Here is a 16426-nt window from a genome sequence, read left to right on the forward strand (position 1 = left end):
TTGCCAAGAAGGCTGGAAGTGCCGTCAATACGCGCTGGTTTTTACGATAATCGCAGGTCTGCCCGTGAAGTCGCCATGAAGTCACATTGCTCGCTCCCATGAGGCTATTTCGACGTCGATATCGCGCATTGAGCCATCTCCGAAACCCGATAGGAATTCCGACAAGGTGAGCAGCGACCATGCGAAATCCTCGTCAAGCGCCATGCCCTCGCGCCTTGCACGGAGCAGCTCCCTATAGACCTCCTGGGCATATTCCAACAGCATCTTCGCCACTCTTGAGCTCGGAACCACGACGACGCTCTCGTCGAGCACCCGCGCCTCCATGTAGTCCTGCTTGCTCAGTCCGGAGAGCCTGCTGAGCACGTCGATCTTGGCAAAGGTCACCTCGTCGACTCTGAACGCCACGGTCCTCATACTCCTTCTTCCCTTGAACGTCATCGCCTACACCTACAGCTTCCCGTCCAAGGCCAAGGCGATCTTGGAGTCTGAATCGGAGTAAGGGTGCACGTACCTATGAGTTATCTCCTGACCCGAGTGTCCGAGCCTGGCCGCGATCGCTGGGACGCTGAAGCCCTTCTCGATGAGCATTGAGGCATGGCTGTGCCTCAGGTCGTGGACGCGGATTCGTCGCAAGCCCGCACCCCTCGCACCGCGCGCCAAGGCCTTACCCAATGTGCTTGCGGTGACTTTCGGCAGCACCCTGTCCGTAGGATTCGACCCCTCGTTCCACGAGAAGTAGTCCCCGACTTCATCCGTAAGGAAGCCGGGCATGGTGACGACGCGGTACGACTGCCTTGTCTTCGGCGGGCCGACCACATCCCTTCCGCCGATTCTAGACAGGCTCTTGGTAACCCTAACGGTGCCCTTGTCCAGGTCGAAGTCCTCGTAGGTGAGCGCCAACATCTCACCCCTCCTCAAGCCGCACCAGAACAGCAACTCGAATGCCAGATGAAGGTGCGGGCGGTCTGCCACCATGTTCGAGAACCTGAGGTACTCGTCAGCGGTCCAAACCGACCTGGGCTCGGTCTCGCGTCCCTCCGGCGCACCTGCGACAAGCACTGGGTTTCCCGTTGCAAGGGCGTGGCACCTGATCATGTGGTTGAACATGGCGGAAAGCTGTGAGGTCAGCGTGTTCAGGTACGCCGTCGAATAGGGCTTTCCGTCCTTTGTCCGCAAGGACATGAGCCATGTTCCCCATTCCATCACCGCCAGCGCGTTGACGTCGCCAACGGAGACCCCTTTGAAGAACGGGACGATTCGCTGCTCGAACATGCAGCGCTTCCCCTGCACCGTTCCTGGCCTGAGCCTGGGCACAATCTCTTCAAGGTAGAGCTCGCAGGCGTCCTCGAACGGCATCGACGCCACGCCGACCATGCGGTGGTTGAACGACTTCTCCCACGCCAGCGCCTCGCGCTTTGTAGCGAAGCCCCTCTTCATCTTCTTCCTGCTTTCGCCCCGCCAGTCTCTGTACCTGAGGCTCACGTACCGCGTGCCCCTCTTCTCGTCCTTGTATGCACCCATGAAACCTCCTTTCTTGAAGCGCCTCCTTGTTCGTGGTATAAATTCATCGGAGGCATTTGCTTCTACCAAGTGGCCGGGGTGTCCCCCGGCACTTTTCGTTTTAGGAGCTTTCTCATAGCCAGGGAGCTGAGCATATTCGTCGACGAGTCGGGCAGCCAAAACGGCCATTCGGCCTACTGCATCGTGTCCCTGGAGTTCCATTAGCAGGACGAGGTGCTCGACGGCTACATCTTGGCCATGGAGGAAGACCTCGCGAGGAAGGGTCTGCCGAATCTCCCGTTCCATGCATCTCCCCTGATATACGGCAAGGAGCCTTACAGGGACCTTGAGATGGAAACTCGGAAGAAGATGCTTGCCAGCTTCGAGTCGTTCTGCCGCCGTGCGCCGTTCCGCTGCAAGTCGTTTGCCTACAAGAGGAGCGAGGTCGAGGAGCCGGAGCTTTTCACCGCAAGGTTCAAGCGCGACCTCGTCGTCTTCCTCACCGACAACCTCGAGTACTTCCAGAACTTCGACCGTGTGAAGATCTACTACGACAACGGACAGCGGATGGTGACCGCCGCCCTCCACAGCGCGCTGGACTTCATTCTCTCCAAGGACGCGGTCCTGTACAGGATGGCGAGCGCCAGGGAGTACAGGCTTTCCCGGGTTGCGGACTGCATCTGCACCCTGAAGCTCACCGACATCAAGTTCCAGAGAAGCGAGCTGACGGAGACGGACGCGAAGGTGTTCGGCACCAACTACCCCGCATTCAGGAAGAACCACCTGAAGCATATCCAGAAGAAGGAAATGCTTTAGTCGAAGCGTATGCGCTTTGTGACCTAGCGTGACCCCAGAGAATGGCCCAGTTGGTCCGAAAAACCGTGACCCAGATCTGACCCCATGAATTCTCGACAGTTTTTGAGACTGGATGTAAATAGGGTTGACTGAACAAACTGGGACAAACTGGAACAAACTGGAGAAAGTTTTTTAACTATAGAGTGAAAGTTGCCCGTATAGGCTTTGCGCAATAAGAAAACCCCAGTTTAACTGGGGTTTTCTTATTGCGATCGCATCCCTAGGCTTCTCACGGTCAGGGAGCTGACGGAGGCACACGTGAAAGAGACCGGCGGAAATCACATCGCACCCAAGGAAACGGAGGCGAGGAGCGCTCTCTCGAGTGCTCCCTGGAACTCGTCAGCAGTCATCTGCGGAACCAAATCCTTGATGTTCCTCACGCGGGCGAAAACAGACCTCATGGCGGTGCCGCAGTACTTCCTCTTGCCGGGGGCAAGCAGGCGATCCATCGCGTCCAGGTCCACATCGAACAACACGCTGCCGTGGAACACGACCAGGTCGCCAGCGTCTTGCCATGCGCATCCGCATACCTTGCGACCGGCGACGTAGACGTCGTTGCGGTCGTTTCGGACGGCCGGCGCGCCCAGGGCCATCAGGGCCCGCTCGGGAACCTCCATGGCGCGCGGAAGTAAATCACGCGGCACCGCCATCGAGAATGCCACGCACCCCTCGTCGCGGTAGACCGCCCCGCCGCCGCTTTGCCTCCGGACGATGTCGACGCCCAGCTCCTTAGCAAGTGCGGCGTCGACTTCCGCTTCAATGTCTTGGTTGAAGCCCACCGAGACGCAGGGGGCGTCCCGGTGGGTGAAAAGGAAGGGCGTGCCCGTGCGAAGAAGCTCCTGCTCGAAGGCGAGGTTCTCGTAAGCGGTGCGGTAGGGGCTCTTCACGACGTTCAGCATCAGTCCACCGTCGCCAGGAGCTGGCCCTCAGACACCATGCCGCCCTTGCAGGCAATTTCGATCTTTCCAGCGCACGGTGCCACGACCTCCATCGTGCCCTTGCCCTGCTCGAGGGAAGCAACTACTTGCCGGCCTCCACGGTATCGCCGTCTGCGACCTTCCAGAACAGGATGCGTTGCTTCGGGTCGATCTGATCTCCATGATTCCTCCTACCTCAAGTACGCTGCGACTTCCGCCGGCGTGAGCACCATGCCAGCGGACACGACCTTGCCGTCGACGACCAGCGCTGGCAGGCTCATGGCGCCGTAGCCCATGACGCGGTCCATGTCGGTGATGTACTCAAGCTCCGCCTCGAGCCCCAGCTCGGCGATGGCCGCTTGGGCGTTCTCGTTGAGCTCGTGGCACTTCTTGCAGCCGGCTCCCAGCACCTTCACCTGGCGGGCGCCTCCGCAGCCGCAGGGCTCCGCCTTCATCTGAGGGGCGTCCTCGCCGCATGCGCAGGGGGCGGCCGCCTTCTCTTCCTTCTTCTTTCCGAACCCGAACAATCCCATGACAATTTCTCCTTTCGACGCGCCCGCACCGTGCGGGCTCCTAACTGGTTAGAACAGCGGCTGCAGGAAGTTGAACACGTAGCCGCTTATGCACATGCCGACGATGCACAGCCCCACGAACGTCACCATCAGCCTGGGCTTGATGACGCGGGAGAGCATGGTCAGGCTGGGGATGGACAGCGTGGTGACGCTCATCATGAAGGCCAGCACCGTGCCCAGGCCCGTGCCCTTATAGTACAGGGCCTCGGCGATGGGGATGGCGCCGAAGGTGTCGGCGTAGATGGGCGCGCCGACGAGGGTGGCCAGCACCACGGCGAAGGGGTTGCCGTCGCCCAGGACCAGCTCGATCCACTCGGCGGGGATCCAGTTGTGGATGAAGGCGCCGATTCCCACGCCCAGCAGGATGTACGGGAACACCTTCTTGAACGTGCCCCAGGTCTCCTTGCGGGCGTAGGCCAGGCGCTTGGCCACGGTCATGGACAAAAGCTCGGCGTCCGCCGGCGCGTCGCCGCGCACGAAGTCGGTCAGGTGTCCCTCCATGCCCATTTTCTGGATGATGGCGCCGCCGGCGATGGCGATGAGCAGGCCCACCACCGTGTAGGCCACGGCTACGCCCGGACCGAAGATGCTCATGATCAGCACCAGGCTGCCCAGGTCCACCATGGGCGAGCTGATGAGGAAGCTGAACGTGACGCCCAGCGGCAGGCCCGCGCGGGTGAACCCGATGAACAGCGGGATGGAGCTGCAGCTGCAAAACGGCGTCACCGTTCCCAACAGCGCTCCCACCACGTTGCCCCAGACACCCTTGAAACGGCCCATTATCTTGCGGCTGCGCTCCGGCGGGAAGTGGCTCTGGATGTAGCTGATGGCGAAGATGAGCACGCACAGCAGGATGACGATCTTCACCGTGTCATAGATGAAGAAGTGGAGCGTGCCGCCCCACTGGCCCGCTGTGTCAATGCCGAGCGCGCCCAACAAGGCGGCGATCAGTTCGCTCAGCCACTGCATCTTCAGCACCTGGTCCAAGATGAACATTCCGATGGATTCCATTGGCGCTCCTTCCATATTGACGTATCAATATATATCTATGTATGAGGGCAATATAGGAGACACATAGACGCATGTCAATATATAAATTTGCCTGATATACTGAAGCTGCCAGACAGACAGGAGGAAACCATGGACAACGAGAGCCTCGCGGCGGCGTTCAAGGCGCTGGGCGACCCCACGCGCCTGCGCATCTACCAGGCCATCAAGGACAAGGACGATATCTGCGGGTGCAACATCCTTGAGCAGATGGACATCACCCAGCCCACCCTTTCCCACCATGTGAAGCAACTCTGCGCCGCCGGGCTGGTCAGCTGTCGAAAGGATGGCCGCTGGATGCACTACTCCGCCAACAACGAAACCGCAGCGCTTCTTTCCGATTGGATCTCCGGTTAGGCCGTGATCCAACGTGACCCCAGAGAATGACTCAGTTGGTCCGAAAAACCGTGACCCAAATTTGACCGCATGCCCAAACGTCAATTTTTGAGACTGGATGTAAATAGGGTTGACTGGAACAAACTGAGACAAACTGGAGCAAACTGGAGAGAGTTTTTAACTATTGAGTGGGAGTGAAATTCAGGAACGCAAATCCTGAATCGAACCAGACTGGCACAACGCGAGTAGATGGCCTCTCGGAAGAGAGGCCATCTACGTATACGAGGCACGAAATCAAGTCGATGGCTGACGAACCGCGGAGGCGGGGCGAAGCGGCACTTGCCCCGCCCCAACGGCACGAGACCACCGTAACGGCACGAGACCACCGCAACGGCGAGCTTTCCCGCCATCCTGATGCCGCTAACGGATCGACTCGCCCAGTTTGCGCGCTTGCTCCAGCTCGGGCTTTCCGGCGATGTCGCCCACGTCGCCGTTGCCGCCTGCCAGCACGTGGCCCAGGTTCTCCCAGCGCAGGTGGCCCATCAGGTTGTCGAAGTAGGTCACCACGTCCTCGAACCCGTGGCCCTCGGCCGCCATGAGCAGCGCGCAGGAGCGCCCGTGCCCGCGCAGCAGGTTGCCGTCGCCCTCCTCCAGCGCGAACAGGCGGTCTACCGCCGTGCGGATCTGGCCGCTCATGTTCCAGTAGTACAGCGGCGACGCCAGCACCACCACGTCGCACTCGCGCACCGCGGGGTATATCTCGTCCATGCCGTCGCGCTGCACGCAGGGGTGCTCTTGGGCGCTGTGCCCGCCGAAGCAGCCCTTGCAGCCGTGGATGCCCATGGCGTCCAGGAAGAACTCGGTCACCGTGTTGCCCGAGGCCTCTGCGCCTTCTGTGAACGCGCGCACCAGCTCGGACGTGTTGCCCTTGCGGCGGGGGCTGCCGTTCAGTACGACGATCTTCTTTCCCATGGTGCTGCTCCTTCCGTGTTGACCGATCCCATGTTGTCCCTTACGGTAATTGGCATACCGTAACCGAAACAAGTACGCACATCGAAGTGCAGTACTTACCTGGAGGGAAGTGCTATGGGAAACCGCTGCATCTCGAACGAATGCCTGGGCGAGACGGGCTTCAGCTACACGTTCTCGCTCATCAACGGCAAGCACAAGATGACCGTCCTTTACACGCTGATGGAGTTCGGCGTGGTGCGCTTCAACGAGATGAAGCGGTACATCGGCGGTATCTCGTACAAGACGCTCTCGGCCACCTTGAAGAAGCTCGAGGCCGACCAGCTGGTCCACCGCGAGGAGTACCCGCAGATCCCACCCAAGGTTGAGTACAGCCTGACCGAGCGCGGCCGCTCGCTCATCCCCATCCTCGATGGCATGTGCGAGTGGGGCGACAACAACCGGCTGTAGGCGGCCTGTCCATTGCAGGAATAAGCAAAACACTGCAAGCGCCGATGAAGATTGTCGGGATCAATCAAACAGAGGCTTTGAGATTCTTCACATCGGTTGATAACGACCTGCTCATCAAAAAGTATGTCGAAACGGTTATCCGTCGTACTTTCGGAACAAAGCATGCCATGAAATTAGGCAAGCCCATTCCTGACAGACAATAATATGAAGGGTTAAAAAAGCGAAGCCTGTACCTGGCGGCATAGCGCGGCTGCCTCACAGCGAACGGAAGGCCGCCCTTCATAATCGACTTGTGCAGAAAGATATTGATGGCCTCGGTGAGCGTCATGCCGAAACTGGCCGGGCGGAACTTTCGGGTGCCCCGAAATGGAGGATAATTACCGTGTTGAACCGCCTGGAGCGAGGACGACGAGCAATCTCTTCTGCGCAAGAAAATCGACAATAGAGAAATCCCAGGTGAGAAGCTTTTGCGGAAGTTCTTGCCACTGAACCCCGGGGACTTCCACGCCGGGATGCCATCCCTTTCGCCTGATTCGTCAAGCAATCCGGCGCAACACGGGAAAAATCCTCCCTCTGAAGGGGCTCCCAAGTACCCATGGTATTCGAGACTTGAGAATGCACCTTCCGAAGTCGACCAAGAGCGCTCGCCGCAAAAAGAGCCCGCCTCCTTTCATTGGAGGTAGGCTCTTTAGAACGTCACAAGTTGCAACGGCAGACTCGCATTACCCAGTGGCTCACACGGCAGCTAGAATTCCCGGAAGAAAATGTCCGCGTCGAACAGCGCACTCTTGATATCTGCGAAGGCGGCATTGATTGCCTCGGCCGAAGCTTCGTTGCTCTTTACCTCGATCGTCATGAACGAAGTCCTGCCGTCGAGCGCGTCGTTCGTGATGACGATCGATTCCCCCGGCTCCCCCGTGAACTCCGATATGGCACCAGGGCCCGTGACTTTTGTGTTCGTCTTGCTAACATGAACACCCGCATCGGCAAGGCGCTTCAGCGCCAAAGCTTTGATTTGATGGTCTCTTTCGTAGTTGAACGGACTAGAGAAAAGCATCTTGTAGGTATATGCGGGCGGCTTCTTCTTGAGGAATCCGAACAATCCCATGCTGTTACCTCGTTTCGATCGCGTGTCTGTTTCCTACGCAAGGCACCATCGGCTGAACTCGTTCATTGCGTCGCTCAGCGAGGAAAAGGGGCCATACTTGGATTTGCCGTCCATTACATAGACCCAGAACATGACTCCATTGCCCTCAATCCAGCAATGCCCGTAACTGCCATGCCCCTCCTTGTAGATTGCCATGGGGGACAACTCCTATTTCTCTTGGAGGTAGATACAACTGCATGTTAGCCACGGATAAGGGGCATGTCAACGTCCGCCGAGATGCTTCAATCTAGCGGAAACCAAACGGCTCCAAATCATGCGGGGAGATGCGCTCTTCAAGCGGATTCCCTTCGACATGATCAACATGGAAGCACTCAGGCATGCTCGAACAGTTCCTGCGCGGCAACCGCTCCCCTCGGCAATCGGCGAGCGAAAAGCCGGGGATCAGCCGGCAAATAGGTCGGCGAGGATGTCCGCGAACTCGCCGGCGAGGGGATTCGCATTCTGCGCGGGATAGAATGCGTAGCAGTCATGCCGAACAGGGCCCTCGGCGCCCACGAGCGGGATGCGCTGTATGACGCCGCCCGCCAATCCCGCCTCGCCGCCGAACTCCAGGTGCAGAAACCCCTGATCGGCGGTGCACGTGCGCGTGACCAATCTCGTTCCCATGGACGTGTCCGTGCAGTGCGAGCTCTTCGGGGACGCCGAGGAGACGGAGCGCCTTGAGAGGCTGGACCTCGCCATCGACGCGCTGGGGGAGCGTTTCGGCAACACCTGCGTGAAGCGGGCGGCCGAACTTACCGACGAGGTCATGTCCGGCCTCGACATCAAGCGTGACAATACCGTCCACCCCGTAGGGTTCCTCAGGTAGGCGGGCATCATGGTCGAAGGCATCTCGGGAAGGGTCAAGCGGTACGTCAGCGTCACGGCGCGCATGGACGAGGACGGTCGCGTACGGCCTCTTTCCATTCAGTGGTACGACGGCACGACCTATCCGATCGATGAGGTCAAGGACGTGCGCCCTGCCCCGCCTCTTATCCAGGCACGCTCGCACGGAACCCGCCATGTGCGCCGGAAGGCGCGCCCTTCCTGCGCAAAACCCGCACATGCGCATCCCGCACCTTTGACTCATCGCATGTGCAGGTTGCGGACGTGCGTCCTTTGCGAAGAAACCCGCTTTCCTCCTTGCAGCGCAGGCGGAACCCGCGCACGACCCCGGATCACGAGGCGGTGGCACAGGGCGACCGCCGAAAGACAAGGAGGTCTTCAAAATGGGAAATCGAGCAGTCATCACCACGCCGGACAAGAACCTGGCGCTCTACCTCCACTGGAACGGCGGCCGCGACACAGTCGAGCCCTTGCTCAAGTACTGCGAGCTCCAGGGCTACCGCCCCCCGAGCCAGGACTGCTACGTGTTAGCGCTCGACGTACCGCTCCGCGTACTCCCCGAAGGGCATCGCTGCCCAGGCGGCGGCGTCGAGCGAGCCCCCGCCCCGTGCCTCGAGCGCGAGGTCGAGGACCGCGTTCTTCTCCTCCTCGAACGCGCGGACCTACCCTTTGAGGTCGACCTTCTTGTTGAGGGCGAACACCACGCGGGTGAGTTTCTTCTTCCCGCCGAAATGACGACGGTGCTCCTCGGGGATGCGGATGGTGAGCTCGTAGGCGGTGGTGCGCGAATCCTTGCGCTTTCGCCGCGGCGTGCCGCGCCTCGCGGCCGCCTCGTCGAGGTTGTATGGTTTGTCGCAGTGAAGCAGCTGCATGGGTTGTCGTTCGTCAAGCGGACTGCAGGCCCTCGCGGCCCTCGTCCTTATACAGGTAGTTCAGCAGGGCGAGCTTCGGCACGAGCCACTTCTTGCCGACGCGGCAGCCCTTGAGCTCACCGCGGGCGAGGAGGCGGCGCACCTCCTGGCTGGTGGCGCAGGTGAACTCCGCGACCTGGGCGGAGGTCATCATGTACGGGTAGTCCTCCAGCATGAAGAGATAGAGCCCGTCCGGGTCGGCGGCGCGCAGTCGCTCCACGTCTATGCCGATCTCGCCGTGGATGTCGTTCATTTCGCTCTCCTTCTCTCGTTTCGGTCCCAATCGGGATGATGACCCGTTTCCAGCATGGCGCAACCCTGCAGGCGGCCCATCTGCACCGTTGCGCCAGGGTGCGGCGTGGAGTATGGACCCCCGGTTTCTCGGCGCGCGCCTCATTTCTCGACAGCGTACACACATTGTTCGCGTTCGGCGCCGCAGACCCCTTTTCTCAGGATTTTTGTTCCGAATTGAGATACAGACGATCAGAGGCTATCCTGCTCATCAGGATGCTTGCATACTTTGATGGTGCGAGTTGCGGACATGCAAGAGCTACGCGTTTGGTTCGTTTTCAGCGGTGTTGGAAGTATCGGCTCAATGAAAAGCCAAGTTGACATTTTCGTAGACCGAGGTTTAGAAATGGCTTTTCTCGCTTGCACAGACATGGTGCATAAAAGCGTTTTGCTTGGGAATTCTAACGAAATAGATAACCACATAACGTAAATGCAGCCATAGATACAAAAGGAATCGAATGGCCAGAGAGGATTGCCCTTACCGATGCTCGATTCTTGACAGGCAAACTCAAGCCTCGTTAATATTACATGGTTTGCCAGACCGAATTAACAAAGGAGGGGTGTCGTGGTTGGTCTTTTCCGCACGTGGATGAGCGCCTAGAAAGCGGCGCTGTTGTGGCGTCGCGCTGTTTTTCTGCACGCCATTTCACGATTGGACATAACCATGATATTTGAAACCTCTCGGGGCAGGTCTGTTCTGCTGTGCCATTCATGGCAATTCAAGCTTTGTTTCGTATGGGGCGGGGAGCTCGTTTCGACATTGACGAGTTCGATTCTCCAAATGGGTCTTATTTGGCATCTCGCCCTCACGACAGGGTCGTCTTCTCTCCTCTCCTTAGCATCGCTGGCAGGCTTTCTGCCGATTGCTTTGTTCGGAATCCTTGCGGGCGCCGTTGTCGACAGACTGCCTTTGAAACGTGTCCTCATCGGCGCCGACCTCTTCATTGCCGCGGTGGGTGCCGCCTTGGCGATTGCCTCGTTGGCCGGCAGCTTACCTGCATGGCTAATTCTCATCGCCCTGTTTCTCCGTGCAGTTGGTACTTCGTTCTACACGCCAGCCTCCCAATCTCTCACGCCCCATCTCGCCCCGCCAGAGCATCTCGTTCGCCTATCGGGGGTGACTCAGGCGATTCAGTCCGGCGGATACATTCTTGGCGCCGCGCTTGCAGCAGTGATTTATCCCGTGGCGGGCATTACCGCTATGATTGTCCTCGACGTGCTGGGAGCGCTTTTCGCTTCTTTAGCCGTCCTCGCCGCACAGATAGACGCAGGGGGCCTCGATGAAGCCGACCGCAGCTTGTCCTTTTCCAATAAGGTTCGAGAGCTCTTCTCTGAGATTTCGGACGGCTACAAGCTGATTAGGGAGTACAGGGGGCTGTTCGCCCTTCTTTGGTGCGGGTTCGTCTTCGCTTTCGCGTTCTCTCCGCTCGCGGCATTGTTCCCAATAATGACCTTGGGGCATTTTGGCGGTAGCACGGGGGATGCCGCTTTGGTGGAAATCCTTTTTTCTGCAGGCATGCTGGCTGGGTCCGGCATCTTGGCGGTTACGGGAGGGTTCCGCAATAGGTCGTTCACCATGGTCGCCGCGATTGCCGGCTTCGGCATTGCCGCAATCGTATCCGGATCGCTCGGCCCGTCATTGTTCGCTGCTTTCCTGCCGGTGAGCTTTCTTATGGGCGCATGCTCCCCGTTGTACGCGGGAACCCAGACTGCCCTTATGCAGGAGCAGATACCTCCTGAGTACCTAGGCCGCGTTTTCGGCCTCTACGGAACCATCATGGCGTGGGCCATGCCCATGGGCCTCGCAGCCCCCTCCGTTTTTGCGGATCTGCTTGGAGCTCCGTTATGGTTCGTCGGCTCTGGAGCGACCATGGTACTGCTTGCGATGGCTATGCTGCTTGCTCCGAGCGTCCGAAACGCGGGGAAAAGAGATACCGGGCAGATTCAATAGCCCAAATATTCGAAAAAAAGAGGCAGCAGCCATCGGTTCAAGCGTCAGCCTTCAAGCCCTTGCGACGACGAGGTATTGCACCGACATTCCGCATCGCGCTCCTTATTCGTCGCCAACTATCATTTTCGGATTTGCCGGCTTGCGCAAGGTCAAAACGCTCGCGCCGGCAATTGGGCAAAGGCGAAAAATCGACGTGAGCAATCTTTTTTGGCATGGCTGCGCTTCCAGTAAAACGCTAATACACAAAAGGCGGTTCAACCTATGGAACTCATAGTCAAAGCTAAAGACATCTTTTTGGAATATGCCGGCCGCGATATCCTAGATATCGAAGAGTTGGAAATCTACTCCTACGATCGCATCGGCTTGGTGGGAGACAATGGCGCAGGCAAAACCAGCCTGCTTAAAATTCTGAGCGGCAATCTTACCATTGCGGACGCCGACGTCAGGCGTTTCGGCAGCATTGCCCTCATCGGCCAACTCGATGAACTCGACCTTGATGCGGCTCAGGGCAGTGGTGAGATGCTCTCCCGTCTCAACGTCGCCGGAGTGGCGCAGGAGACGATGAGCGGCGGAGAGGAGACACGCGCCAAGATTGCCTCTGCGCTCTCCCAGCAGGCAAGCGCGATCTTTGCTGATGAGCCTACGAGCCACCTCGACCAAGACGGCATCAGTCTTCTCGTCGGACAACTCAAGGCATTTGATGGAGCCCTGCTCATTGTGAGCCATGACCGTTATTTTCTCGATCAGGTAGTGGACAAGATCTGGGAGCTCAAAGACGGCGGTATTTCCGAATTCTGGGGTGACTACTCCGACTATCTGCGACAGAAAGAAGAAGAGCGCAAAGTTCAGGCGGCTCGATACGAAGAGGCGATGCGCGAGCGCGAGCGCCTTGAAGCCGCCATCGAAAAACAACGGAAAAAAGCACGGCAGGTCGACGCCAAGCAGAAGGGCGCAAAGAAAAGCAACGAGAATGCAGGTCGATTGGGACATCAGAAAGCAACCGGCACCAAACAGAAGAGGATGTACCAGGCGGCTAAGAACATGGAGAAGCGCCTCGAAGCGCTCGAAGGGATTGAGGCCCCTGACAGCATTCGCACTGTGCGGTTCCGCCAGAGCAAGGCCCTGGAACTGCATAGTAAATTTCCCATCTCGGCAGACGATTTCAACTTGAGCTTCGGCAACTGCATGCTCTATGACCACGCGAAATTCGAGATACCGCTCGGTGCCAAAGTGGCCATCACCGGTGGCAACGGTACAGGAAAGACCAGCCTGCTGAAGGCAATCGCTCGACGCGCCGACGGTATCAACATCTCTCCCAAGGCAGAGATCGGTTACTTCGAGCAAACAGGCTACAAGTTCGACGCCCGTCAGTCTGCGATCTCGTTCATGCAGGATGGTTGCGAGTACAGCATGACCGAAATCCGAAGCATCCTCGCCTCTATGGGAATCGGACCGCGTGACCTGGCAAAGGACGTTGGCGTTCTCTCGGGAGGCGAAGTCATCAAGCTGCTGCTCGCGAAGATGCTGCTGGGCAGATACAACATCTTGCTCATGGACGAGCCTGGAAATTACCTGGACATCAAGAGCGCCGAAGCCCTCGAGCAGATGATGAGCGCCTATGCCGGAACGATAGTGTTCGTCTCCCACGATAAGAGGCTGGTCGAGAACGTCGCAGACATTATTTACGAAATAAAGGACACCAAGCTAGTCAAAATCTTTCAGCGCGAATAACCCTAAATGAGCAGGATATATTCCCAGAATGGAGACAAAAGGCCTCGAAACAGGCCTTTTTCTCCGCGATGCATAGGTCAATTGATAAGGTTCACAGAAATTCGGAAGAATTGGCAATCCGAGTTTTCCGAGACACGAAAGAAATTTTCAAAGCGGGGAAGCGGATGAACCAGGCCGATCTTATAGTCGCAAGGATAGAGCGGGCGCGGCAGGACCGCGGCATCAGCGTGGCCGAACTCGCCCGCCGAATCAATGTGGACAGAAAGCGCCTCTGGTACGTCCTCAACGGGCAGCGCTCCATGCACGTCGACGAGTTCGTTCGCCTCTGCGCGGTCATGGACATGAGCCTCGCCTGCTTCCTCACGAAGGAGCAGGCGAGCGACCTGGCCGAACACTACGGATGGGCGCGGATGGCCCAGGTGGTCGGCAACTTCTTCGGAGGCTCGCTCTCGGTGGGCATAGACCGATACCGCAACTTGGGCGACCAGGGCGACAACGGCGTCTACGTCATCGACGGATGGAAGATAGTCGATCGCTACGCCACGGCGTACGACGAGGACTGGAACGCGGTCGGCCTGAGGCTCATCGACCCCTCCGCCGAGCAGCGCGTGCCAGGAGGCATGTCCGATCGATGCGATCTTCGAGCCGCTTTACTTCCGCGCGATGCGTCTGCGCGGTTCCGTGTGCCTTTTCGTCTACGCGACGATTGAACCGCCTGATGGCGATTGGCGCGCACGGCGGGAGCGGAGACGGGTCGAGGTGGTCGGGCCTTCACGAAACGGCCACGAGCCGCGTGCCTTAGCTGCGGCTAAGTCCCTGAAAAGTAAAAGGCGCCCATGCGGGCGCCTGCCTAGTAGCTGGAGTTGTTCGGTTGTGGTCGGAGTGCTTGTCTTCCGCGGTGCTGTCGTCCGGGGTCCGGCATCTGTCGTTCGCCTCTTCTGTCGTGTTTGATGTTGCACGTTATGCGAGTGACCTTGCGCGAGCCTGCCGGCCCGTTGCCCCAGGTGCACCCGGATAAATGGTACCCATCCGTTGGAACATGAACATTGTGGGAGGGGCGTCTGGACAAACTGGAACGGACGAACGGGACGATGTTTGTTCGATTTGCATCTTTTTGTCGTAGCCTCGCGGATGTTATTAATCGTCCGAGCAACGGCGAGCTAAGGCCTCGTTGACGATTTAAGATTGAGTGACCTGCGACAGTTCCGAATGCCAATACGCACGGCGCTATAGCAGAACCGTATTACAAAAAGTGCGAAGGCCGTTAGCGCGAGTTGCTAGGCAACCATAATGCAACTGAGTGCCATACACGACATTTAATTTCACTACTCTGGCATAAGAAGTCGTAACACAACAAAAATGAAGGATAACAGTCTATAAAAACCGAGCTTATTATGTCGGAGGTGGCTTCATGTCTAATAGGCGGTTTTTACAGAACTCACCAGAGTCCAGATTCCTGCTATTCTTCATCTAACCAGGATAGGCTGTACCTATTTCGGCAAGATTAGCGAGGACCGTGCTGACATTGTCTATGATTCTGATACGAATATTTTGCTTGATGTATTCAAACGATAATATTGGAGTACATACCGATATGGAAATTATAGAAATTAAAGAGAACAAAAAACAATTTCTCCCCTTATTACTGTTAGCCGATGAACAAGAGAGCATGATAGACCGATATATTGATAGAGGAATGATGTATGTATTAGTCGATAATGGGGTTAAATGCGAGTGTGTAGTAACCGACGAGGGCAAAGGCATTCTTGAAATTAAAAATATTGCAACTGCGCCAAAATATCAGGGCAAAGGTTACGGCAAGGCGCTAATTGACTTTGTTGCTGCGAAATATAAAGGGAAATATTCAATAATACAAGTTGGCACAGGGGATAGCCCGTTGACCGTTCCTTTTTATGAAAAATCTGGTTTTGCCCGCTCATACAGCATTGAAAATTATTTTATTGATAACTATGACCACCCTATTTTTGAAGGTGGGGTTCAACTAACAGATATGATTTATTTACAGAAAAAAATATAAATTATCGTTTATTTTATCGCTGCAATGAATATCGAAGAAATCTGAGCTTCTTAAAGACGGCGAAGCCGATGGCAAACGGGTAACGAGCAAAAACGGCGACTTCGCAAGTTACAGACCAAGGTCTCGTTCGTGTTCGCAAACAAAGCCGCCTGCGACGATTCTTTCACTCATTGCTCTTACGAATCGCATATGACCTGCGGAAACGCAAGACGATAAAGCCACTGCCTACGATTCACTTCGCGAAACAGGCGCCAAAGGGGGAAATCAGTCGTTTTGGTATTCATTTCATGTGGTTCCGAGCCTTAAAACAAACCCGTTTTTGTCCCCGGGACAAAAATGAAACTGCGTGCCCACGGTTTCGAAATAGTTCGCATATTTGTCCCATGTTTTGTCCCAAACGCCCACGTGAAGACACGCGGCGGGATTCGGTGGCAAAATTGCCAAGTCCAACCACTCAACTGGAGTTGACTGAAATGGTATGGCGGCAAACGAGCGTGAAAGAGTGGGAGTAGAAAATTCCTTAGTTATGGGGTATAAATTGGATTTCCTTTAGGATGCACCCCCATAACTATACGAATTGACCTGCTGACTCCAATGAAGATTGGAGGGTAACGGCCAGGGGTGACGGCCCAGCGAGTGTTATTTTGCGAGCTATGCGCGTTGAAAGCGACCTTTCGTGGTATAAACTACTTGCCGGAAGCCGCGGCTTTCAGAGTACGGCTTACGTGTACGTTTAACCTCCGTGGGCGACGGGGTGCCGCAAGGCGTAGAATATCGCCCACCTGTAGGGGCCTGCAGCGATGCGGGCCCCGCTTCGTATGAGGGGGCGCAACCGATGAAGATCGTATCCATCCCCCAGGACTTC

At 57.1% G+C, this 16426-nt stretch carries 19 protein-coding genes; 8 read left to right on the forward strand and 11 right to left on the reverse strand.

Going from position 1 to position 16426, the window contains the following annotated elements; genetic code table 11:
* Positions 1–81: 81 nt before the first annotated feature.
* Positions 82–438: a hypothetical protein gene (locus DW029_RS07240; protein ID WP_147351884.1), complete on the reverse strand. Its 357-nt coding sequence runs from the start codon at positions 436–438 to the stop codon at positions 82–84.
* Between the two features lie 9 nt (positions 439–447).
* A complete protein-coding gene (locus tag DW029_RS11285; RefSeq protein WP_158564807.1) occupies positions 448–1521 on the reverse strand; it encodes a site-specific integrase in 1074 nt (357 codons plus the stop codon).
* A 213-nt stretch (positions 1522–1734) separates the two neighbouring features.
* Here DW029_RS11285 and DW029_RS11290 point away from each other — a divergent pair, with 213 nt between their 5' ends.
* The gene (locus DW029_RS11290) at positions 1735–2316 is read left to right on the forward strand and encodes an ABC transporter (RefSeq protein ID WP_158564808.1); all 582 of its coding nucleotides are present in this window, start codon (positions 1735–1737) and stop codon (positions 2314–2316) included.
* 317 nt (positions 2317–2633) lie between these two features.
* Here DW029_RS11290 and DW029_RS07250 read toward each other — a convergent pair whose 3' ends face one another.
* The 3 genes from DW029_RS07250 to DW029_RS07265 all read right to left on the reverse strand — a co-directional run bounded on the left by DW029_RS07250 (position 2634) and on the right by DW029_RS07265 (position 4855).
* Positions 2634–3254 carry a lipoate--protein ligase family protein gene (locus DW029_RS07250; RefSeq protein ID WP_117763644.1) on the reverse strand — a complete coding sequence of 207 codons (621 nt, stop codon included), beginning with the start codon at positions 3252–3254 and terminating at the stop codon, positions 2634–2636.
* 209 nt (positions 3255–3463) lie between these two features.
* Positions 3464–3805, reverse strand: coding sequence for a thioredoxin family protein (locus DW029_RS07260; RefSeq protein WP_117763646.1), 342 nt, complete (start codon positions 3803–3805; stop codon positions 3464–3466).
* A 48-nt stretch (positions 3806–3853) separates the two neighbouring features.
* Positions 3854–4855: a permease gene (locus tag DW029_RS07265; RefSeq protein WP_199568407.1), complete on the reverse strand. Its 1002-nt coding sequence runs from the start codon at positions 4853–4855 to the stop codon at positions 3854–3856.
* A gap of 129 nt (positions 4856–4984) precedes the next feature.
* On the opposite strand from DW029_RS07265, the gene DW029_RS07270 reads away from it, so the two are divergent.
* Entirely contained in the window at positions 4985–5248 is a 264-nt protein-coding gene (locus tag DW029_RS07270; protein WP_118345647.1) for a helix-turn-helix transcriptional regulator, read from the forward strand.
* Positions 5249–5647: 399 nt separating this feature from the next.
* Here the strand turns inward: DW029_RS07270 and DW029_RS07275 are convergent, their stop codons facing one another.
* A complete protein-coding gene (locus DW029_RS07275; protein WP_118345648.1) occupies positions 5648–6199 on the reverse strand; it encodes a flavodoxin family protein in 552 nt (183 codons plus the stop codon).
* A gap of 114 nt (positions 6200–6313) precedes the next feature.
* Between DW029_RS07275 and DW029_RS07280 the strand changes: the two genes are divergently transcribed.
* Positions 6314–6646: a helix-turn-helix domain-containing protein gene (locus DW029_RS07280; protein ID WP_118345649.1), complete on the forward strand. Its 333-nt coding sequence runs from the start codon at positions 6314–6316 to the stop codon at positions 6644–6646.
* 745 nt (positions 6647–7391) lie between these two features.
* Here DW029_RS07280 and DW029_RS07290 read toward each other — a convergent pair.
* From DW029_RS07290 to DW029_RS07295, 3 genes are all read right to left on the reverse strand, one after another.
* Positions 7392–7754: a hypothetical protein gene (locus DW029_RS07290; protein ID WP_118345650.1), complete on the reverse strand. Its 363-nt coding sequence runs from the start codon at positions 7752–7754 to the stop codon at positions 7392–7394.
* Positions 7755–7787: 33 nt separating this feature from the next.
* On the reverse strand, positions 7788–7949 hold the full coding sequence (locus DW029_RS11490; RefSeq protein ID WP_199582590.1) for a hypothetical protein: 162 nt from the start codon (positions 7947–7949) through the stop codon (positions 7788–7790).
* A 246-nt stretch (positions 7950–8195) separates the two neighbouring features.
* On the reverse strand, positions 8196–8420 hold the full coding sequence (locus DW029_RS07295; RefSeq protein ID WP_147351885.1) for a hypothetical protein: 225 nt from the start codon (positions 8418–8420) through the stop codon (positions 8196–8198).
* Here DW029_RS07295 and DW029_RS07300 point away from each other — a divergent pair.
* Positions 8401–8622 (forward strand): hypothetical protein, encoded by a 222-nt coding sequence (locus DW029_RS07300; protein WP_147351886.1) that lies wholly within the window; start codon positions 8401–8403, stop codon positions 8620–8622. The genes DW029_RS07295 and DW029_RS07300 overlap by 20 nt on opposite strands.
* 679 nt (positions 8623–9301) lie before the next feature.
* Here DW029_RS07300 and DW029_RS11495 read toward each other — a convergent pair.
* Positions 9302–9511: a hypothetical protein gene (locus tag DW029_RS11495; protein WP_199582593.1), complete on the reverse strand. Its 210-nt coding sequence runs from the start codon at positions 9509–9511 to the stop codon at positions 9302–9304.
* A 13-nt stretch (positions 9512–9524) separates the two neighbouring features.
* On the reverse strand, positions 9525–9833 hold the full coding sequence (locus DW029_RS07310; RefSeq protein WP_233543833.1) for a helix-turn-helix domain-containing protein: 309 nt from the start codon (positions 9831–9833) through the stop codon (positions 9525–9527).
* Between the two features lie 672 nt (positions 9834–10505).
* Here DW029_RS07310 and DW029_RS07315 point away from each other — a divergent pair.
* The 4 genes from DW029_RS07315 to DW029_RS07335 all read left to right on the forward strand — a co-directional run bounded on the left by DW029_RS07315 (position 10506) and on the right by DW029_RS07335 (position 15561).
* Positions 10506–11792, forward strand: a complete 1287-nt coding sequence (locus tag DW029_RS07315) for an MFS transporter (protein ID WP_118345655.1) — start codon at positions 10506–10508, stop codon at positions 11790–11792.
* A gap of 261 nt (positions 11793–12053) precedes the next feature.
* Positions 12054–13523: a ribosomal protection-like ABC-F family protein gene (gene abc-f, locus DW029_RS07320; RefSeq protein ID WP_117734620.1), complete on the forward strand. Its 1470-nt coding sequence runs from the start codon at positions 12054–12056 to the stop codon at positions 13521–13523.
* Positions 13524–13687: 164 nt separating this feature from the next.
* A complete protein-coding gene (locus tag DW029_RS11500) occupies positions 13688–14233 on the forward strand; it encodes a helix-turn-helix domain-containing protein (protein WP_199568408.1) in 546 nt (181 codons plus the stop codon).
* An 884-nt stretch (positions 14234–15117) separates the two neighbouring features.
* Positions 15118–15561 (forward strand): GNAT family N-acetyltransferase, encoded by a 444-nt coding sequence (locus tag DW029_RS07335; protein WP_117763650.1) that lies wholly within the window; start codon positions 15118–15120, stop codon positions 15559–15561.
* The last annotated feature ends 865 nt before the right edge of the window (positions 15562–16426 follow it).

Origin of the sequence: Collinsella sp. AF38-3AC, from assembly GCF_003474365.1 — a bacterium.
GTDB lineage: Bacteria > Actinomycetota > Coriobacteriia > Coriobacteriales > Coriobacteriaceae > Collinsella.